Raw genomic sequence first — 20,079 nt, 5'->3', positions numbered from 1 at the left:
TTTTCAAAAATCAATACATACTATTTTCAAGCCGCTTAATCCACGGCTGGTACTTCCTTCTTTTACAGTAAGAGGCAGATTGGTTCATCACTTTTCTAATTCTTACTGTATATTTTTAAAAATATCGAAAATAATACCAACAAGCTGTTCGAACTAGCAGCTTCACTCTTCTCGCAATGGGAATGCAATTTATCACAATTAGCTAACTCATTCGACTAACTGGCAGACAACCGAAAATGTTGTCTGCTTTTTGTATGGAATTTTTCATTTTACATATACTACTTTTGAGCATGTTGCCAATGCAAGCCATTTGGTGTTTTGAATTCCGACTAAGCTTTTTGTTGCATAGATTATTACATCTTTGACAACACTGTTTTAAAGCGCTTTTTCTGGTTATTCGTAGTTCTAATCCAGAATAATTTTTCTCCTATAAAGGACGGCAGGTACGACTGCTCGTCCTTTTTTACTTATACCGCATACTCTCCCTTCTGATAATTTCGAACCACATTGCCCCCATCATCGTAGTAAGCAATTTCCCAATAAGGATGGCAGTTGTGCTTTTCAATTTCTCCATCGAACAAAACGAACAGATTAGTTTTCCAGTTCCCAACGATCATACCCCACATGCCAGCTACGTTTACTCGCATACCCATGTAAGCAAAATGTAGGTTTCTAAAGTTTTGCATTTTCTTAAACGCTTGTTCTGTGCTGTACATCCGCTTGATATCAAAAACCCCTTCGTTCTCACACTTTACAAACTTCATGAATTCAGCCATTGGCATCGTTAGAAGCTTTGTTCTGAACTTTTGCCAGTACAGAAATCTTGCCTTTCCTTCAGTTTCCGCTACCACATATTCTTCATTCGGCCATTGTTCGAAAATGGTAGTGAGTTTGAATTTGTAAAGAACCACCATCCTTTCACCTCCCCCTTAATTTGCAATCAACTGGTGGAACAGTTCTTTATTTCTTGTGTCTAGTGCATGATTAATGAGTTGGTATTTTATTAACTTTTCAATTTCATCATGATCTTCTCCGTCGATATGCGTTTCAAGTGAGCACTCATCATCTTCAAGTACTTCCATATACAAAGGTTCCTTGTATTTACCTTTAAAATTGATTTGAATATATATCGGTGCATCATTCACATTGAAATGATGATATGCTGACATCCCATCTGTGACAGTTAAATTCGGTTTATAAAACGCGAACAGTTTGCCTTCTGCAAAATGTGCTGAAATTTCAATTCCATACGGATACTTCTTTGCATTTTCAACAAAGTGGATTCTAGTTACAAACCTTAAATGTTTATGAAATGTGTAGATAAATGGAAAGCCCTCGTGTCTTCTGGGCAAGATATGGTTTAAAACAAATTGCATAAACTCACGCTTTTTCTCAACCGACACGTTGCTCATGCAGTAACCCCCTTTTCCATCCTTCAAATTTTTGTATCCAAGCATCCCAATGTTCTTGGTATGAAGCTTCCTGCTGCTTTGCTACCTCACAATTACAACCCTCAACCGTTATCATCCCAGGATAAATTTCTTTATGAACTACGCCAGTGTTACTGCATGTCATGCACATTTTCTTCACTCCTTTTCACGATAATCTTCGCCTTCAATTTCGACGATGTAATGCTTGCTCATGCCTTGTAATCGACTATTTGCTGCAAAACCAATTTTTTCTCCTAATGTTTCATTATCTTCATTAGAACTGTATAAAATAGGCATATTATGTCGATACCGATAATCAATCATTTGATAGTAGAGATTCTCTTTTGCTTCTGACCATTTTGATTTCCCTAAATCATCCCAAATGAGAACCCCTACTTTTTTTGCATGATCCATCAGGCGATTAAATTCTTTTTTATCATCATTCATCATCTTGGCTGCAATGAGATCATCCATAAAAGTTCCGTCTGATATTAGCAGCACGCTATATCCTTGATTCATAAGATACTTTGCTGCAGCTACTTGAAGATGCGTTTTACCAAGTCCAAAACTGTTATGTTCTCTCTTTGCTTGCGCTCGCTTAGCTGGTTCTAATTGCTTAATTCGTAACTCACCAAATGTTGCAACAAAACCTAAACTATTTTGTTTTGTCCCTTTGATTTGTTTAAAGTAATGCAGATACTCCACCATCGTTTTGTAAAGAAGCTTTTGTTGCTCTGTTTCCCGCTTGTAAGAATCAAAACGGGCATTTGTAAATTCTTCGGGAATCATTGCGTTTTTTAACCTACGCTCTAATACTCGTTGCGCTTTGCATTCACAATCTTTTTGCATAGACACTCTCATACCGAATTGATTAACTTCTTCGTAAAAAATCACTTCTGAATCCTGACATTTTAAACATCTATACTCGTTTGATGTAGTTGGGTCTATTGCGTTCTCTGCTTGCAATTTCTTCCTCATAGCTTCTGCCCGTACTAAAACCTTTGCCAGCGCGTCCCCTACGTGTTGCATTCTCTACACCACCTCTTTGATTTTTATAATCCTCATCAAGCTTGATTACATCTGCCAATGTTTTCACGTTGCTTTTTTGCCAGTTGAATAAAATACCGCTAATGTATTTCCATCGTTTCGCGTTCTGATCAACCGCCCTATCAACAGCTTCCATAATGATTTGGCTACCTAATACATCACTAAACTCTCCCAAATCCTGCATTGCCTTTTCACTTAATGGAATGTTGTTCTGTAAAAGGTAGTTATAACTTTTTTGAAATTCTTCATCTATCAAAGGATGCTTATCTACATCATCATTAGTTAGATTAGTACTTGGTATTTCAGTACTTAGTTCTTTAGTACTTAGTAGCGGTGGATTTTCCACTTGTGGTTTGTCCACCAGTGGGTTTTCCATTTGTGGATTTCCCACTAGTGGATTTTCCGCTTGTGGAACTTCATATATAATCGTTTCCCATCTAACGATTTTGCCTTTTTCATCTTTTACAGGGTACCTTTTGACGTAACCGTACTCCTTTAACTCTTTCATTCCAGACTTCAAGCTATCCAATTTATCTTTGGCATGCTCCGCTACTTCTTCCATATAGAAAACCCAATCATCTGGTAAAGATAAGATGTAAGCGAGAATTCCTTTTGCTTTCCAAGTTAATCGCTTATCTTTAAGACCTGTATTGTTGATAGTGGTATAATTTTTATCCTTACTAACTCTAAAAGTTGCCACCCTATCTACCCCCTTGTACAAATCGCGATGTAAGACTCATTTTCCTTAATGACTTTCTCTATCCGATAACCTGGATAACCAGTTTGTATATAACGCGCAATCGACTGCCTTAATTCAATTTTTGATTGTGCCCTCTCCCACAATTTGCGAGAGAGTAGCACCTTTGACTTGTTATTCACCTTCAATCACGAATTCTGCTTGTCCATTACCTTCAGTTGATTGATCTACTTCAATTGGATCAGCTTCAATGAATTCTGGTTCTTCCGTGATATCTTTACGAACCACTTCGTCATGCTGCGCTTGTGACTGCACTTCAATGCTAATTGGTAAGTATTTAAACATGTAACGAACCACTGTTTTCTTTGCCATTTCCTCATAATCTGTTTTCCACGGGCTATAGTTGGAATTTGCTGAAGCTGAACGCCCTCTCCGTTTTTCAATTTCACTCTTTGGCATAAATTCCATTTGATGCCCACCGTCTTTGAAATGTGCGACTGCATACGCTCCAATAAACTCACCACGATCACCAAATGACGGTTTGTGCTTCAGTTGAGGGTGTAAACCTAACTCGTATTCAAACTCATCATTTTCATACACCGCATGTGCATAGATGCTTTGAATGTGGCCAGAACGTCTTGCTAAGTCAATCATGCCTTTATATCCGATAATGAATGTCGCTTCACTCTTATACGGTAAGATGTAACAATGTCCTAATAACCCAGGTTCAAGCCCTAACTGTACGGCTTGCATAACAGCTCCCATAAGCGATGATACTTTGCATTCAAGCAGCTTTGGATTTGTACGAATCGTTGTTAATGCAATTCGGCTCATCCGATCCATACTCATGTGTTTCGGTAACACTTCCGCAAAACGTGGAGCCATTTTCTTCATATACGCTTCTACTGTTTGTTCAGGTGTTACTGGTGCGCTTACCTTACGATTTGCTAATTGATTTTTTACATCTTTGTTAGTTGCCATTAGTTTTTAACCCCTTTCGTCAAGACCGTTAACTTCATACCATATTCCCCTTCAAAGTTTTCCATGTGCAAAGAACACTTTCTCCCGAGTAAATTCACTAAAATTAAGTTCTCAGCTTCCACGCTATTTACAAGATAAATGTCATCCCACTTATCTCCATCAACATCACGACCTTCAATCAAAATCGCTTTACCAACTAACTCTTTATTAAATACTGTGGATTGAACAAATAGCTTCATAACAGTTTCCTCCCCTTATTTAACCGTGAATTTTCTTGATTTAGATTCTTTAACATACTGCTCATACAAATCAGGATGATCTGCTTTAAATCGCTTGCTATCAAAACGATTTGTTATATATGACTTCCAATAAACTTTGTAGTTCTCCGTTCCACCAACTTCACTTGTACCAAGCTTTGCTTTGATTTTGTTTTCGTACTCTGCCTTTTGCTCTTGCAACGCTTTAATCTCTCTATCCACTTGATCACGAGCTTCAATGAGAAGTTCTTCTTGCTTGCCTAAACTTACAAACCTATCTGTAATGGATTCTGGATATAAATGTTTAAGTAATTCTGTTGATGCATCTGAACCGTCAAACATCGGTGGTTCGTTTTTCTCAACATTGTTGAGCCAGAAATCATTTTCAATATCAATAAGGTACTGAATCAATTCCTCATCTCGTTCGATTTTCTTATGAACAAACTTATTGCCGCCAATGAGTACTGCAATCCACCATGCTTCATAGCCAGTTACAGCCATATAATGTTGGCACTGCAAGAGATAAGCTGCTGGAACTTCCTCGTCTTCCCACTCTTTTTTTAAATATTCCGACGTCGTTTTGCATTCGAGTCCAACTCTTTCACCAACAATTAATCGGTCTACGTTTGCTAACATCCAAGGATATTCAGGATGCTGAAGGATTGCATTTCTGCGCTGAACTTTTAAATCTGTACGTTTGTAGAATTCTTTTGCAACTACTTCTTCCAAAACATTACCGAAGTATGCCGCTTCACTTTGTATATCTTCTTTTTCAATCGCTTGTGTTTTTTCAAGGAACACTTGAACTGCTGATTTCCATTTATTTAAACCTGCAATTGCAGAAACATCTGAACCACCAATGCCTTGTGTACGTGCTTGCAACCACTGATCGTGGTCCATATTAAGTGTATTTACCAATACTTTTGCTTGCATGTTCTATTCACTCGCTTTCTGTGATATACTAGCTCTGACTTATTTTTCAAAGGGAACCCATTGCCGTGGGTTCTTTTTTATTCCCCTGCAACAAACCTCGTTGCGTGCCGCTCTAAAAACTCTTCGGCACATTCTTCACAAATTAAACTTCCTTCAAATTCGTAATAGGTCATTCCAAAATACAATTCACCTTCACAATCGCTACAATAATGTTCGAAGTTTTTTTTGCATGAATCTTGTTGATTACCTAATACAATTGGATTTTCTAACATTCAACTCACCTCCTCTGAAAGAGTAATGTAATGAGCTCTTTCCACCACGTCCGCGTTTACTCCCTGGCTTCTTAACCGCCTAATAATCTCTAAGATGTTTTTATGATCTCTTTCACGTTCTGCATCATGTTTTTCTTTCGCTCGATACAGTGTTGCAAGTTCTCTTCTTGCCAGACGCGCTTCCTTTACCCACTCACGCAATAACTTTTCATCATGTGTTCTTAATGCTTGGATTTGCATTTGATTACAATAATTTAAGAACTCATCTAACACCTGTTTCTTTTGCATGTCCTTTTGTAAAACCGGTGCTGTAATGCTCATATTTTTTTCACCTTCCTTAATTGCTGATTTTCTTGCTTCAGCTGATCATTCTCGTTGATAAGTTTTGCAAAAGTATCAAATAGCGCTACGCCACCCACGACTGACACGATAACCACCCCTGTGATTAAAAGGCTGAATGTACTTTCAATCAACGTTTGGTTCCCCCTTTTGTGTTTCAAGCCAAGCTTCTAAATCCTTTTGCAAGAAAAGAAGTTTACGCCCTTCTCTTATTACTGGAAACCTAGGGTGATTTGCTAATTCGTACATTCTACAAACAGCAATGTTGAGGTAAGCTGCCGCTTCTTTTACTCGCATAACCTTATTTGGTTGTGATTGTAGTTGTAAGTCAGCTATTGCTGATCTAATTTCCTCTCTTACAACTTCACGGATAGATTCTTTAATAAATTGATCTAATCCCATTTTTTTCGCTCCTTTATATCTGTAATTTACTTATGAAATTTTGATTAAAGGTAAAAATATTTTATGAAGTATAACATCTAGTTTGCTTCAAGCAAACATTTAGGTAAAAAAATAAGTCGTCTTATACTGACTCCTTTAAAATTTCCTCTGTTGTCACATTTAAAAATTTTGCTAACTTAACCAATTTAGTTATACTTGGCTGTCTGTTACCTAATTCTAAATTACAGTAGATCGATTTGTTTCGATAACCTATCTTTTCAGCAACATAACTTTGACTATATCCAAGATTCGTCCTTAAGATTTTAACTTTTTCTGTATCAAGTACCATCATTTTATCACCTTCATCTTGTTTGTTAATTTGAGTATATACCAAAGGTTTGCTTCAAGCAACCCTTTTTATTCAAAAAATTTTAGTTGTCTTGTAGCAAACCTTTTTGATACATTCTATATAGGGAATTCATTGACTATAATCAATGAATTTTAAGGGGAGGATTTACTAATGAGTAAAAATATAATTGGTGTTAGAATTAAAGAAATACGGGTAGAACTTCTTAAAATGAGTCAACTTGAATTCGCAGAAGCTATAAATGCTAAAAAAACCATGATTTCTTTATACGAAAATGGCCATAGAAACCCATCTAGAGAGACCGTTGAAAAAATATCTCGTTTATCTGGAGTGTCAGCAGACTATATCATGGGACTCTCTGAATATAAAAGTTTAAATTCAACAGAGTCAAAATCATTAAAAGATGATCTCAAAGAAATTATGCTTCAAATTAATGAACTCAATCCAAAAAAGCGTGAAGAGATAATTAATTTGATCAAAAAAGAGTTATAACGAAAAAGCGATAACTAGCTTAATTGCTAACCATCGCTTTTTTTATTTTATTCAGCTTTTCAATAGCTTCCTTATCACCTTTATATATTTTTTCTAATAATACTTCCATTTTATTTTCAACTACATCCCTATCTGATTTTTCTTTTATTAAATTCCCCATATAACCCATCCTCCATCACCCTTAATTATTCAAAAATCCCAAAATGAAGAAAATGAATAACCCCTTAAACGTACGAAATGCCATCACATCCTTAGATGCAATGGCATTTTAAATCATTTATTATCCTAAAGTTCCCGGATCCATTTTCATTATTTGTACTTCTTTTACTTTTTCAGCGGCTTTATTATCATTAGTTGATACCAAACCAACAGATAACAACGATAACGTAATTGTACATGTAATAACTAAACTAGCTACTATTTTTTTCATTCTCATTGTCCCTCACTTTAAGATATCAAAGATTTTTATGTAGAATAAATTACCGTCTTTTAAGAATCGATGATATGCTTTCCTACGCAGTTTCTCATCATTTGTTGCTATCGATAAATAAAAGTCTTGAATCGCGGTTCGATTATCAATCTGATTTAATATTGCAGAAGCTTCACTTTTCTTATTTTGACGTATATACTTTAACGCCCTTTCAGCATCATGATGTATATATCCAGATTTTACATGAATATTATGAATAATACAACAAAAAGAGAGGGTGTTTTCCACTAACTTTCTTTTAAGTAATGATTTGTTATTTCTTATTTTCTTCAACTCTACAAGTGAAAGCTCAAAATAATAAAATGCTTTATCTGGATTACAGAAAATATAACTTTCCGCGACTATACTTAATGCCGTAGCTTTTAATAAACCCGGAGCACTTGCTTCTTCTAGTACTTTTTGCAATAAATCTCTAGCCATTTTCACCTCATCTTGCATTAAATATGCATATGAGCATATTATGTTTAACTCCACCTCATTTAAAGTTTTTTCTAAACCTTTTGGCATATGATTTATTTTTTCTTGTATCATCCTTTGTAGCACTGTTAAAACATTGTATGCCCCTAAATCAAAATAACCATAGATACTCAAAGTGTTCACAAGTATATTTACTCCTGGTTTATTTAAATTGACCTTTGTACGTAACACTTCTATTTCTTTAAGGAATTCCCCTGATCTTAATGAACGAGTTTGTCTATCTAAACAAACACGAAAAATCTCTCTATAATTATTTGTTACTGATTGTTTATACTCTTTTCCAACAAGATCACTAAGTAGGTCCGAATAACCTGCTAAATATAAATAATACATAGCAAGTCGTATATCCGATTCTTTATTGGTACCCTTCAAAAACTCCTGAACTACTTCCATTTTCTTTTCTTCAGAATCAAATCCATCCAAAATTTTCATTAGTTTTGTAAAAGTCATAGGTACTTTCCCATTCAATGTTTTCCATAAATTCGACTGCGATAAATTTGTTATTTTTGACAATTTCGCCGAATTCATATCATCACTTGAAACAATACCTCCAAGACCTATCACCTTATTCATATTGAAGCCTCCTTGAACGCGAGACACCCTCCCGAATTTTTTCAATAGAAAAACTGTACCATAGAGGATTTTATTTGAAATATCATGTTATACTTGGGCTGACTCATGGCAATAGTTTCCCCTATCCAAATTAGGGAACAGCATAAGAGTGGCTGCACACTACTTTTGCTGCGCTATGGGTCTTTTTGTTCCTTTAAATTATATTATTAAGAATATTCTATCACAAATAACCCAAACATCTATTCTCTTATATTCTGAAAATACTTGAGAAAGTTAAAAATACTAATATAAGTCTAGTTTTTTGACAGTTAAAAATATGAAATATTGCATTTGATAATCGGTTTATATGTAACTATAGTGATAGCAAAAGTTCAATTATTCTTTTAGAGATGTAAAGTTAATAAATACCTATTGAGATTTTATATTAAAATTACTATCCTGAACCAAAATAGTACAAGTTTAACTATTTTCAATTATGTAATCACTTAGTTTTAACTGTATATGCCATAATTTAAGAATAAGAAAAGCCACTCATCTAAGTGGCTTTTCTTATTCTTAATAGACAAACTCAATCTAAATTCATCATTTTCTTTAGGGTATTTTAAAAATGAACATAATTATGATTTTCTACTAAATGGCCTTTTACTCCAATCTGCAGATAAATTATTTAATAAGAAAAGTGTATTTGGAACTGGTGATGGAAACCTCGCAGCTTGAAAATTTGTAAGAAGTGGAGATGCAATAGCGCCATCTATGGTACTACCAGCTTGAACTTGCACCATATCCCCTGCATTCAATTGTACAATCGTAGAAACTGTTACCGCATTTAAAAGCCCAGTATTTCCACCAAAAAAGCTATCATCTCCTGCTATTAAAGCACTGTTGACTGTTATAAATACTTCCGTCACATAATTTAGAGTATCATCAGTAGGACTAAAAATTATAGTAGTAATAATTAAATATACTCCATCTTGTTGCGGTATAAATGTTGATACACCATCATATTCACCATTTAAATCGAATTGTGTAGTTTCAAATGTTACTATAGACAGTGTATTAGCAGTAACGGACTGATCAGTAGATTTGAAAGCTCTGAATGCAGATTCAAATCCCGTTGCACCTGTTGGGCCTGTCGGGCCTGTTATTCCGGTTACTCCCGTTGGGCCTGTCGGGCCTGTTATTCCAGTTGCTCCCGTTGCACCTGTCGGGCCTGTTATTCCAGTTGCTCCCGTTGGACCCGTCGGGCCTGTTATTCCAGTTGCTCCCGTTGGACCCGTCGGGCCTGTTATTCCAGTTGCTCCCGTTGCACCTGTCGGGCCTGTTATTCCAGTTGGACCTATTGGACCTCCTGAAGGACCTGTTGGACCTGTTGGGCCTACCGGGCCCCCTGAAGGACCTGTTACTCCGGTTACTCCCGTTGCACCTGTTGGGCCTGTTATTCCAGTTACCCCCGTTGCACCTGTTGGGCCTGTTATTCCAGTTACCCCCGTTGCACCTGTCGGGCCTGTTATTCCAGTTACCCCCGTTGCACCTGTTGGGCCTGTTATTCCAGTTACTCCCGTTGCACCTGTTGGGCCTGTTATCCCGGTTACTCCCGTTGCACCTGTTGGGCCTGTTATCCCGGTTACTCCCGTTGGACCTATTGGGCCTGTTATTCCGGTTACTCCCGTTGGGCCTGTCGGACCTGTTGCTCCGCTTGCTCCCGTTGGTAGAGTAAATGAGGAAATCGGTGGCAATGTCGGTCCTATTAAACTCGAATCCAGTAGACTAGCAGATAGATTTTTAGAGTTTAATCCTTCCCATTTCTTTTTCCTCTCCATATATCTCACTCCAAATAAAAATCATTTCTCAATTAAGAAAATATTAATTGTACAAAATATGATATATACAAGATGTACTATTCCAAATAAAATATTTTAAATAAAAATATTTCCTTAAATATACAAAATTCTTTTATAAAATTAACTTTTGTAAAAAACAACCAATATATTAAATAATCAATTCTGTTCATATATGGTAAAATATACCCATCGCTGATATGTCCAACTATGTAATTTTCATAGCAGCAAAATTACAACTAGACTTATACAACATGACTCAAAATAAATGAAGGAGTGCTTTAAGTGAAAGGACATATTCGAAAAAGAGGAAATAAATATTGCATCGTTATAGATATCGGCCCTGATCCAGAGACAGGAAAAAGAAGACAGAAGTGGTTTTCTGGATATAAGACAAAAAAGGAAGCACAAGCCGATGTGGCAAAGAAGATTACAGAGTTGAATGAAGGAACTTTTATAGAACCATCTAAAGTTACGTTAAAGGATTATCTAAATCATTGGCTAGAAATTAAAAGTATGAGCATAGAAAAGAGTACCTTTGCTGGCTATAAGGCATTTATAAACCAACATGTTATACCTAGTATAGGAATGGTTACGCTCCATAAATTAAATGTTATACACATTCAAAAATGTTATAAGACTGCGATAGATAAAGGGATTGCAAATAATTCTATTCTGCTTATGCATAGAATTTTAAAGAGCGCTTTAAACCTTGCCGTAAAACAAAATATTATTTCTCGAAATCCAGCAGATTTTGCTGAGATACCTAAAAAAGAAAAAACCCCTATCCAGACTTGGACAGAGGACGAAGTAAAAAAGTTTCTTTTGCATTCACAAGAATCACGATATCACATTGGATATCTACTTGCAATAACTACAGGTATGCGTATGGGAGAAGTTCTAGGCTTACGATGGCAGGACGTTGATTTTGAAAAACACACCGTTACAATAAACCAAACATCTGGCCATGACAATAAAATCAAAAAAACAGCAAAAACAAATTCATCAAAGCGTACCATTCCTGTACCTAAAGAAACTATAGAATCCTTAAAAAGACATAAGATTTTAATTAATAAAGAGAAATTAAGGTTTGGCTCTGCTTATCTAGATCAAGATTTAATAAATTGTAATGAGTTTGGAAGAATCATAAAAAGAGCACCTTTCAGAAAAGGTTTCATCAGGGCGACACACAAAGTAGGTATAAAAGAAATTAAATTCCATGATTTAAGACATACACACGCAACTTTACTATTGAAACAAGGAGTTAACCCTAAAATCATCAGTGAAAGATTAGGTCATACAGATATTTCAATGACATTAAGTGTCTATTCTCATGTTTTACCGAATATGCAAGAAGAAGCCGTTAAAAACTTTGGTAAAAGCATCTTTGGATAACGTATGTTTGCAAAATGTTTGCAATTCATAAAAATAGGTCAAACAAACGTTGTTATATCAAGGTTTGTTTAACCTATCATCTTATATTCTTGATAAAATCTCCGAATCCCTATTGAAATATTTAATAATGGAGCGTTCTCACCACCGCGGGTTATGCATTGAAATCGATATACATAGGAGAAAAAATCTTGTGTTTTTTCATCTTTTATCGGCTCTGACATCGCCTCACAAATATTTTGTGATCTAAGAGGAGAAAAATAGATTTCTTCTTCATTTGTATTTTCTAAATATATAGGACGCTCACAAAAAATATGTGAGATTAAAGCGGGTACCCACTTAGAATACGTTTCATTATCATGTAGTACTGGCAAATTAGAAATCAAATCGGATTGCCATTCATATTTTGGTGGTTCTACTAATCTATTTGGCTTCCAATCATGAATAATCTCATACCAACTTTGAAAAATATAATCGAGTTGCTCTTGTTTAATCGGTTCTTTTGATACAATCCATGGTATATTTTCATTTAATACGTACGGATTATGCTGAATAAACAATATATCCGAAAACATATCATATAATCTTTCATTCAAACGTTTCAACTTACTCGTTAATAAAAACGTCTTATAATGTATCTCTACGATGTCCAGCCATTCAATAGGAAAGTATATAAATGATACCTCTTCATTTAAAAGGGGTTCTACTATATTTTCAAATGTTAGCAGCCTTAATTTTTTCATAAAATGATTCCTTCCTTTCTTCAGTTGTCTTGATTATCAAAAAGCTAGAACAATAGTTACTTAATCTAATCCATTTAAATCAAGTATTTAAAAGAAAAGTAAAAACTATTTATCTGAATAAAACATTATCAAATCGACTCTTTTAACAATTAAAAGTAATTATCATATACAGCACCTCATTATATTTATTTTTTAATACATTTAAATTATAAAATTTATATAATGTATTGTACTTATCATTTACAAAAAATTTACAAAAAACTGAAAAAGAACACCTTAAATCGGCGCTCTCTTTACAAATATTAAGCGTTATGTAATTGAACATATAGATAACAGTAATCCTCCAAATGAAATTGTTCCTAGTAAACCTACTACAAATCCTGTTAAACAAATACAATCAGCAAGACAAATAGAAGACTGCGATAATGGAACGAATGACCTACTTGTACCCGAACCATATTGTTTTATCTTCTCATAATTCATATCTAACATTAAATGTAGACATGTTACACCATCCTCAATAGTATGTACAGATTCTTTTTCTAATCGCTCCAATAATTTACTATCAAAAGCAACTGCTAGAGGGTACTGCTTATCCGTTTTCATATTTTGATAAATTAGTTGCAAACGAGATAATATATTATTTTTCTTCTTTTCAGATGTTACTGTACATTTCATATTATTAAATTCATTTAATAACAGTGATAATTCATCTCTTTTTCCGTATAAATCTTTAGCTATTTTTCTCTTTAGTTTATACGAATGGAAAATAGATTTTAGTTCAACCATATTCATACACTTCCTAATTACATAGTATTTACCCTATTATTTTGTAGATAAACAGTACTTTTTAATCTTATTTAAAATACACTTAAGCAACTTATTTTACTATCGATTAACATTACATTAACCTTACACGGTTGTAATAAAATCATTAGCTAGAAGGAAGCAATGCCCAAACTAGACAGATATTTAATGATAAAACCATAAGAAAAAAACAATGATTAGATTTTAAATCTAGTCATTGCTTTATCCATCACATCTTGATTACATCTATATATCTTATTGTTACTCTTTCACTTGAATGATTGAATATATCCATTAATAATGGCTATATTCTTTGTCGGCACGTACATATAACTAATGTTTTTTAATTGATAAAGTGAAACTTTAATCAGCTCTCACCAATCGGGCTTTTATGGGCAGTCCGCCACCTAACTTCTCTTTGCTCTCGCTGAATTTTTTTGGGGATGTTACTGCCCGCAACTAGCAAGATAGATGTTATCAATATTCATACGTTACAATAGTACCGGTAGTATCAGTAAAACCATCAAAACAGTTAGAGCAACCACCACAGCCGCCACAACCTCCACAACCAAAACAACCGAAGCAACCAATACAACGGAAGCCACCACAACGGAAGCCGCCACAACGACCTCCACCACAACCGCCACAACGACCACAACCGCCACAGCGACGAGCAGCATCTTCAATATAGTAATATGGATATTGGTTTTGCTGGTCCCAATAGACAATATTTTCAGACCGGTAATCATTAAGGCTTAACGCTTGTAGTTCTTGTTGAAACTGATTCATTTTCATAACCTCCGTTTATAAAATACAACCTCATCAATACTTCCCTATATTCCTGTTCGTTACATCTAAGTAGAAATAGCGCTATAAACTAAGTTCAATACGTACACCAACAAAGTATGACTTATCACTAGATGATGCACCTTGTTCATATACCTATTTTTACTATGGGCTCATTTTTATAAAGTGAAAATTTAATCAGTGGGGTTTTGTTCATCCCCTACCTAACTTCTTTGCTTCCGCTAAATTTTGAGGTGGGGGGCTTACTGTCCGGCAAATAGCGAGATAAATAAAAATTAAAAAATATGAATTCTAGCGTCATATCTTCATACTTACTAAGTTCAATTAATTTCTCAATAATTATGATCCATATCCTATATATTTCCGTCTGCTGCTTAGATTTTTCTGTACTGTAAATGGCTTTCGCTATAACACCTCCAAGTGACCAGTTTTTATGACGGTTAAGAAATTCCAACAAAAAAAGCCCTAATTAGGGCTTTTCATTCTATTTCTCCAGCAAAGCTCTCTATGAAATTGTTAATTAAAAAAGACACACTTAGATTGATGCGTCTTTTTGTGATGCCTCTTTTGTGAAATCATATAAAGCAATTGCGCCTAAAAGAACAAGTATACCTTGAGGAACATCTAGCAAAATAGTTTTCCAAATTTCTGGAATTACCCATTTAATATCTGCTGCTGTTTCAAGATATGTTTGGAAATAGCTGATTGTAAAATTAATTATCCCTAAAAATACAAACAACGATAAACCAAATCGAATTAATTTCTTATTTGTAAACATATAACACCTCTCAAAATTCATTGGATATTCCTGCTTTTGCTTCTTTATATTTCCATATCTCTATATCTAATTTTAACACATAAAGAACTCAAAAAAATACGATATGCATATTTGCATATCGTATTAACAACACTCCATGATAATTTGGAAATTCCTGCAAAAAAAAAAAAAAAAAAAAAAAACACAACTCCGTTACAGCTAACAGCTCGGGTTTCTTTTCTTATTTAACTTCATACCACCAACATTTACGTTCTTTGATTGTAAAATAAATGTGACAGAAGTTTATCCAGTTAATGCGTAGACAAGTAAATGAGCTAAATTATCGATATTCTATTTCGCCATATCAGTAGCACTAATGACTTTACGCAAATTTGACAAGAAAAAATATATAGCTAGGTATGATCCATACCTAGCTATAACATTACTTCTATTCTTTATCCAATTACGTCTTTTACGTCTGTATCCACTGGCCACTTTTCTAATGTATAAGCCATTTCCCAAAATGAATATTCATATTGACTGCTAATAATAAAATGCTGTTTCATACGTTTGCGATCTGCCTCTGTTACTTTTTCAGCGATAGTATCTAAACGTGTAATTTGTTCTTCAACTAGCGTACGGAACCAATCAGATCCATAAGCAGAAATCCATTCGTTATAAATTGGCTCTTCCGGCTGGCACTCTTTTAAGCGTTCGCCAATTTCATAATACAACCAATAGCAAGGTAAAATTGCTGCAATGATATCTCCTAAATGCCCTTCATACCCAGCACGATACATATGTGAAGTATACGCATATGCAGTTGGCGCAGGAATAAAATTATCTTTTTCTTCTTTTGTTATCCCTAGCTTTTTAGCAAAATTCTCATGTAAAGATAACTCTGCCTCATATGTATTTTGAGCATGATGTGCCATACGAGCTGTCGTCTCTAATTCAAGAGCTTTCGCAGCTCCTAAAGTTTGTACTCTAGCAAAATGGCTCAAATAATATGAATCTTGAAGCACATAATAACGAAAACTAGCTAAATCTAACGTTCCTTCACCAAGTTTTTTTACAAAAAGATGGTTAAAACTCGCTTCCCAAATTGAATCTACTTCTTTACGTAACGATTGTGAAAAAGTCATTTAAATCCCTCCAATAATATATAAAATATAGATATTTATCCACAGCTATTAACGCTTTAAAATAAAAAAACTTTCTTTACAGGCGTAAAGAAAGTGAAATTGACAGTATTTATTTACTCATTAAATAGCAACGTCTTTCCCACTTCCCTACGCTGGCATTAACCAGATCAGGTACTAAGAGTCTCAAAATCACATTTGATCTCAGCCTATAAAAGGCCCCCCTAGTGGATAAATATTTTGTTTTTATAATGTATTCATCATAGCATACTTCGTGAAACTGTCAAAAAAATTAGTTATATAATTCCCTTAAAACCCTTCTTCTTTTCTAACTTTTAATGATGTTTCAATAATCATATCTAATAGTTTGCTATAACTAATTCCCGCTGCTTCTGCACTTTTTGGCAATAAACTTGATTGTGTCATCCCTGGTAATGTATTAATTTCCATTACATATGGAACTCCGTCCTTCACCATCATATCAACTCTTGCATAAACACTACATTTTAATGCTTTATAACAAGCGAGTGACGCTTTATTTACACGTTCATTAATTTCTGCTGGAAGTTCAATAACTTCCTCAACTGTACTAGTATCATCATATTTTGCATTGTAGTCAAAGAACTCGGCTGCATGTCGAATTGAAACTATAGGTAACTGTTTTCCATCCAGAATTGAACATGTAATTTCATCACCTTTTATATACTTCTCAATTACTACTTCAGAATCCCATTCGAATACAGTTTCTAGCATTGAGATCAATTCATTTTTATTATAAACGATTTTCACTCCGACACTCGATCCGCCAGAGTTTGGTTTTACTACTAATGGAAATCCTAACTTATCTAACTCATCAAGATTTAGATCCTCCATTTTTGTAAGTTCAATCCAATCTGGTGTTTCTACACCTTCATAACGTAAAATCTTTTTCGAAATATTTTTATCCATACATATACTGCTAGATAACATATTACTTCCGCTATAAGGAATCCCTAAACTCTCCAGTGTTCCTTGAACTGTCCCATCTTCTCCGTATTTTCCGTGTAATGCGAGCAACGCAAAGTCAATGTCTTTCGCTTTTTCAATTAAATCCACTTTTTCATTTAATGTAATTGGAACTATTTCATACTTATTTTTATCTAAATGAGCAATCATTTCATTCCCCGTCATAATTGAAACTTGTTTTTCAGACGATACCCCGCCCATAATAACACCGATTTTCATTTTCTCAACTCCAAATTTCATTTTTTAATGTATCACCAATTATTTTAATTCCCCGAACTATTTCTTCTTCTTTCAAGCGCGAAAACCCTAATCGGAAAGTGTTCGCTCCTTCTCCATCAGAGTAAAAAACATCTCCAGGTGAAAACGTAACGCCTTTCTCATAACACTTTTGTAAAAGTGTGCGGGCATTCATATGCTCTTCTAGCTCTATAAATAAATGCAGTCCACCATCTCCAGTCATTCTTTTAAAAGGAATGTACTGGTTACATGCCCCGACAGCTAACTCATATTTTTTCTTATAAACAGATCTTGCCTTTTTTAAATATTTTTCAAAATATCCCTCATGTAAATATTGAAACAGAACAGCTTGATCTAGCGTAGATGTGTGAATCGTTCTTGCTCTTTTTACGCTTTCTAAATAATGAATCAGCTCTTTATCTGCAATAATCCAACCTACACGTAAACCAGGGAAAAGTACCTTTGAAAAGCTACTAATATAAATCACATTATTGCCAGCTCCAGCAAAAGTTAATAATGGAGCTAAATGTGAACCTGAATAACGTAATTCTTCATTAAATCCGTCCTCTATAATAGGAACGTTGTATTTTGAGAATAACCTCATCAATTCCGTTCTTTTCTCTGAACTCGTAACAATACCGGTTGGATTATGATAAGAAGGAATTAAATAAGCAAAATCAAAATCTTTTTCACGCAAGCTTTTTTCAACTTCATTCGTATCAATACCATCCTCATTCATATCAATCCCCTGAACTTCAAGTCCATGTAAACGGAACAGCTTTAGTGCAGCGTGGTGAGTTGGATTCTCACAAATGACACGACCAGATTTTTTTGATAAAGACGAGAGTACAATATCCAATCCTTCTGTAAATCCATTTGTAATTAGAATATCTTTATTTGAAATGTCTACACCTTTCATTTCCATGTAATGAAGTAAATAATTCATTAACGGTCTATATCCCTTTGCATATCCGTAGTTCAATACGATGTCTCCTTCAATGGACATACGAGTAAGAAAAGCTCTTTTGAAATTTTCAACATCAAATAGCTTCTCATCCGGGGCTATACTATTAAAGACAATCATTCCCTTTTCCCAACGAACACCATGTTTCATTAAATCTAATTCATCCGCTAATGCGGTCACTGTATTAAGTTTATTTTTCCAATTTATTTCAACAGACGAAGTGTTAGATATATCCACCTTCGCAACAAAGTTCCCTTTTCCTTTAACTGCATAAATGAGTCCTTCTTGTTCTAAATCTGCATAAGCAGCGAGTACAGTGTTTCTACTCACACTTAGTAATTCACTTAGTTCCCTTGTTGATGGGATTTTTTGATCCCCGAGCAAATGCCCTTTCATAATCATCTTCTTCAAATAATCTTTCAATTGAATATAAACAGGACGATCTTTAACAACTTTAAAATCCTTAAACAATTCCTTACCCCCTGCAATCATTTTTGCATATTTATTTCATTCTCAAAAGGTCCACGACATATGTATTTTTTATAAAGGGCGGTACGGTCTTACAAATCTTTTCGATATAAGTTAATTACATCTTTTAAAGCTGCAGCTGCAGCGCCTCGTGGATTAGAAGCCCCACCAATTGTAGTAACTTGTCCCATCGTATCTGTAAAGAACGTAATTCCTTTTTCGGTCCCATTTACTTTTGCTAACGGATGATTTTTTTCTATTTCGCACGGTTCAACATTTAAATTCACATTGCCACCCTCATCCTTATATGTTGATGCTATTAATTTAATAATTTTATGTTGTTCCTTAGCATTTCTAATTTGCTGTTTTGTAACGTGCTCGATTCCTTTTATATGTATATCAGTAAGTGTTTTCTCTGTTTCCATTAAGCTGTTTGTCAAAAGTAACAATTTACACGCACTATCTGAACCACTTATATCTAATATAGGGTTTGTCTCAGCAATTCCTTTATCTTGTGCTTCTTTCAATGCTTCTTCAAATGTCATATCTTCCTCATACATTTTCGTAAGAATATAATTAGTTGTTCCATTTAATATTCCTTCTATTTTTTCAATACTGCAACCGGCTAAACTAAATTGTCCGATATCTAGGGTCGGTAATGCAGCGGCTGTTGCACCGCTATATCGAATTCGTACATTGGCGCCTCTTGCTGCTTCATTTATTTCTCTCCAGTTTGTAACGAGCGCCCCTTTAGAAATTGCTACTATATCCATCTGTTTCTCAATCGCTTGTTTCATATATTGTTTCCCTGGATTTCCATCTTTAAGATTTGTAACTGTTGATTCTACCAATACAGTACCACTTATGCTAGTTGTTGCACGTTCCTTCGGATGATACTCTAAATATTTTTCAATTGCAGCGGTACCGCCACCATACATCAATAAATGATGAAGTGATAAGCCGTCTTCATTATGTATTGCAATATTTCTCCCTAATACGCCACTTACAACTAATTGAATCCCATATGTTTCATATATATATGAATATTTTTCATTTAATAATTTTATAAACTCTCTGCCTACTGTTCCGTATCCTGATAATACAACTTGAATTTTCATAATATCCCCCCATATTTTTCTACCAAATCCCTCTTTCAATATAATATAAAGCGCTCTCGAATTCC

General features: G+C 34.6%; 27 protein-coding genes, 1 pseudogene and 1 riboswitch. Of the genes and pseudogenes, 2 read left to right on the top strand and 26 right to left on the bottom strand.

The annotated features are described in order from the left end of the window. Positions 1 to 467 precede the first annotated feature (467 nt). The 13 genes from QO049_RS03330 to QO049_RS03270 form a co-directional block, all read right to left on the bottom strand. Positions 468 to 914 carry an MFS transporter gene (locus QO049_RS03330; RefSeq protein ID WP_284489125.1) on the bottom strand — a complete coding sequence of 149 codons (447 nt, stop codon included), beginning with the start codon at positions 912 to 914 and terminating at the stop codon, positions 468 to 470. Positions 915 to 929: 15 nt separating this feature from the next. After that, complete coding sequence (locus QO049_RS03325; protein ID WP_000073300.1) at positions 930 to 1,412, bottom strand: YpiB family protein; 483 nt, start codon at positions 1,410 to 1,412, stop codon at positions 930 to 932. After that, positions 1,393 to 1,581: a hypothetical protein gene (locus tag QO049_RS03320; protein ID WP_000335953.1), complete on the bottom strand. Its 189-nt coding sequence runs from the start codon at positions 1,579 to 1,581 to the stop codon at positions 1,393 to 1,395. Before QO049_RS03320 ends, QO049_RS03325 begins: the two co-directional genes overlap by 20 nt. Before the next feature lie 5 nt (positions 1,582 to 1,586). Then, positions 1,587 to 2,459 (bottom strand): ATP-binding protein, encoded by an 873-nt coding sequence (locus QO049_RS03315; RefSeq protein WP_255289818.1) that lies wholly within the window; start codon positions 2,457 to 2,459, stop codon positions 1,587 to 1,589. Beyond that, positions 2,350 to 3,177: a DnaD domain protein gene (locus QO049_RS03310; RefSeq protein WP_284489124.1), complete on the bottom strand. Its 828-nt coding sequence runs from the start codon at positions 3,175 to 3,177 to the stop codon at positions 2,350 to 2,352. Before QO049_RS03310 ends, QO049_RS03315 begins: the two co-directional genes overlap by 110 nt. A gap of 171 nt (positions 3,178 to 3,348) precedes the next feature. Further along, entirely contained in the window at positions 3,349 to 4,155 is an 807-nt protein-coding gene (gene recT / locus QO049_RS03305) for a recombination protein RecT (protein WP_098284908.1), read from the bottom strand. Next, positions 4,155 to 4,394 carry a hypothetical protein gene (locus tag QO049_RS03300; RefSeq protein ID WP_284489123.1) on the bottom strand — a complete coding sequence of 80 codons (240 nt, stop codon included), beginning with the start codon at positions 4,392 to 4,394 and terminating at the stop codon, positions 4,155 to 4,157. The genes recT and QO049_RS03300 overlap by 1 nt, the downstream gene beginning before the upstream one ends. A 15-nt stretch (positions 4,395 to 4,409) precedes the next feature. After that, the gene (locus QO049_RS03295) at positions 4,410 to 5,345 is read right to left on the bottom strand and encodes a YqaJ viral recombinase family nuclease (RefSeq protein ID WP_284489122.1); all 936 of its coding nucleotides are present in this window, start codon (positions 5,343 to 5,345) and stop codon (positions 4,410 to 4,412) included. A gap of 77 nt (positions 5,346 to 5,422) precedes the next feature. Further along, positions 5,423 to 5,617 carry a hypothetical protein gene (locus QO049_RS03290; protein WP_097856485.1) on the bottom strand — a complete coding sequence of 65 codons (195 nt, stop codon included), beginning with the start codon at positions 5,615 to 5,617 and terminating at the stop codon, positions 5,423 to 5,425. Next, complete coding sequence (locus QO049_RS03285) at positions 5,618 to 5,938, bottom strand: hypothetical protein (protein WP_000028517.1); 321 nt, start codon at positions 5,936 to 5,938, stop codon at positions 5,618 to 5,620. Further along, positions 5,935 to 6,090 (bottom strand): hypothetical protein, encoded by a 156-nt coding sequence (locus QO049_RS03280; RefSeq protein WP_176522193.1) that lies wholly within the window; start codon positions 6,088 to 6,090, stop codon positions 5,935 to 5,937. The genes QO049_RS03285 and QO049_RS03280 overlap by 4 nt, the downstream gene beginning before the upstream one ends. Continuing rightward, the gene (locus tag QO049_RS03275; protein ID WP_098284910.1) at positions 6,083 to 6,358 is read right to left on the bottom strand and encodes a helix-turn-helix domain-containing protein; all 276 of its coding nucleotides are present in this window, start codon (positions 6,356 to 6,358) and stop codon (positions 6,083 to 6,085) included. Before QO049_RS03275 ends, QO049_RS03280 begins: the two co-directional genes overlap by 8 nt. A gap of 121 nt (positions 6,359 to 6,479) precedes the next feature. Then, positions 6,480 to 6,686, bottom strand: coding sequence for a helix-turn-helix domain-containing protein (locus tag QO049_RS03270; RefSeq protein ID WP_000242167.1), 207 nt, complete (start codon positions 6,684 to 6,686; stop codon positions 6,480 to 6,482). Between the two features lie 171 nt (positions 6,687 to 6,857). Here QO049_RS03270 and QO049_RS03265 point away from each other — a divergent pair, with 171 nt between their 5' ends. Continuing rightward, entirely contained in the window at positions 6,858 to 7,196 is a 339-nt protein-coding gene (locus QO049_RS03265) for a helix-turn-helix domain-containing protein (RefSeq protein WP_048567701.1), read from the top strand. A gap of 19 nt (positions 7,197 to 7,215) precedes the next feature. Here QO049_RS03265 and QO049_RS03260 read toward each other — a convergent pair whose 3' ends face one another. The 4 genes from QO049_RS03260 to QO049_RS03245 form a co-directional block, all read right to left on the bottom strand. Further along, positions 7,216 to 7,356, bottom strand: a complete 141-nt coding sequence (locus QO049_RS03260; protein ID WP_000527328.1) for a hypothetical protein — start codon at positions 7,354 to 7,356, stop codon at positions 7,216 to 7,218. Positions 7,357 to 7,476: 120 nt separating this feature from the next. Next, positions 7,477 to 7,626, bottom strand: a complete 150-nt coding sequence (locus QO049_RS03255; RefSeq protein ID WP_167754516.1) for a hypothetical protein — start codon at positions 7,624 to 7,626, stop codon at positions 7,477 to 7,479. A gap of 12 nt (positions 7,627 to 7,638) precedes the next feature. Next, complete coding sequence (locus QO049_RS03250) at positions 7,639 to 8,736, bottom strand: AimR family lysis-lysogeny pheromone receptor (protein WP_097820541.1); 1,098 nt, start codon at positions 8,734 to 8,736, stop codon at positions 7,639 to 7,641. A gap of 617 nt (positions 8,737 to 9,353) precedes the next feature. Beyond that, positions 9,354 to 10,556, bottom strand: a complete 1,203-nt coding sequence (locus QO049_RS03245; RefSeq protein ID WP_284489121.1) for an exosporium leader peptide-containing protein — start codon at positions 10,554 to 10,556, stop codon at positions 9,354 to 9,356. Between the two features lie 303 nt (positions 10,557 to 10,859). Between QO049_RS03245 and QO049_RS03240 the strand changes: the two genes are divergently transcribed. Further along, positions 10,860 to 11,969 carry a site-specific integrase gene (locus QO049_RS03240; protein WP_284489120.1) on the top strand — a complete coding sequence of 370 codons (1,110 nt, stop codon included), beginning with the start codon at positions 10,860 to 10,862 and terminating at the stop codon, positions 11,967 to 11,969. A 68-nt stretch (positions 11,970 to 12,037) separates the two neighbouring features. Here the strand turns inward: QO049_RS03240 and QO049_RS03235 are convergent, their stop codons facing one another. From QO049_RS03235 to QO049_RS03195, 9 genes and pseudogenes are all read right to left on the bottom strand, one after another. Then, a complete protein-coding gene (locus QO049_RS03235; RefSeq protein WP_284489119.1) occupies positions 12,038 to 12,709 on the bottom strand; it encodes a pPIWI_RE module domain-containing protein in 672 nt (223 codons plus the stop codon). Between the two features lie 309 nt (positions 12,710 to 13,018). Next, positions 13,019 to 13,504, bottom strand: a complete 486-nt coding sequence (locus QO049_RS03230) for a homoserine dehydrogenase (protein WP_246962842.1) — start codon at positions 13,502 to 13,504, stop codon at positions 13,019 to 13,021. Between the two features lie 209 nt (positions 13,505 to 13,713). Further along, a pseudogene (locus tag QO049_RS03225) lies at positions 13,714 to 13,848 on the bottom strand (site-specific integrase); the annotation flags it as partial. A 145-nt stretch (positions 13,849 to 13,993) separates the two neighbouring features. After that, positions 13,994 to 14,305 (bottom strand): heterocycloanthracin/sonorensin family bacteriocin, encoded by a 312-nt coding sequence (locus QO049_RS03220; RefSeq protein WP_284489118.1) that lies wholly within the window; start codon positions 14,303 to 14,305, stop codon positions 13,994 to 13,996. Positions 14,306 to 14,858: 553 nt separating this feature from the next. Then, positions 14,859 to 15,122, bottom strand: a complete 264-nt coding sequence (locus tag QO049_RS03215; RefSeq protein WP_002082716.1) for a DUF3937 domain-containing protein — start codon at positions 15,120 to 15,122, stop codon at positions 14,859 to 14,861. 413 nt (positions 15,123 to 15,535) lie between these two features. Continuing rightward, on the bottom strand, positions 15,536 to 16,225 hold the full coding sequence (tenA, locus tag QO049_RS03210) for a thiaminase II (RefSeq protein ID WP_246962838.1): 690 nt from the start codon (positions 16,223 to 16,225) through the stop codon (positions 15,536 to 15,538). 127 nt (positions 16,226 to 16,352) lie between these two features. Continuing rightward, positions 16,353 to 16,458: riboswitch (TPP riboswitch) on the bottom strand. Between the two features lie 73 nt (positions 16,459 to 16,531). Next, positions 16,532 to 17,446: a D-alanine--D-alanine ligase gene (locus QO049_RS03205; protein ID WP_001987735.1), complete on the bottom strand. Its 915-nt coding sequence runs from the start codon at positions 17,444 to 17,446 to the stop codon at positions 16,532 to 16,534. Positions 17,447 to 17,450: 4 nt separating this feature from the next. After that, positions 17,451 to 18,899: a MocR-like pyridoxine biosynthesis transcription factor PdxR gene (gene pdxR / locus QO049_RS03200; protein WP_065223044.1), complete on the bottom strand. Its 1,449-nt coding sequence runs from the start codon at positions 18,897 to 18,899 to the stop codon at positions 17,451 to 17,453. Between the two features lie 89 nt (positions 18,900 to 18,988). Continuing rightward, entirely contained in the window at positions 18,989 to 20,014 is a 1,026-nt protein-coding gene (locus tag QO049_RS03195) for a homoserine dehydrogenase (protein ID WP_246962836.1), read from the bottom strand. Between the last annotated feature and the right edge of the window lie 65 nt (positions 20,015 to 20,079).

It is taken from the genome of Bacillus sp. RB3, assembly GCF_030164735.1.
Lineage (GTDB): Bacteria > Bacillota > Bacilli > Bacillales > Bacillaceae_G > Bacillus_A > Bacillus_A cereus.
The sequence above is the reverse complement of the archived record's forward strand: the minus strand, read 5'-3'. Positions and strand labels throughout refer to the sequence as shown.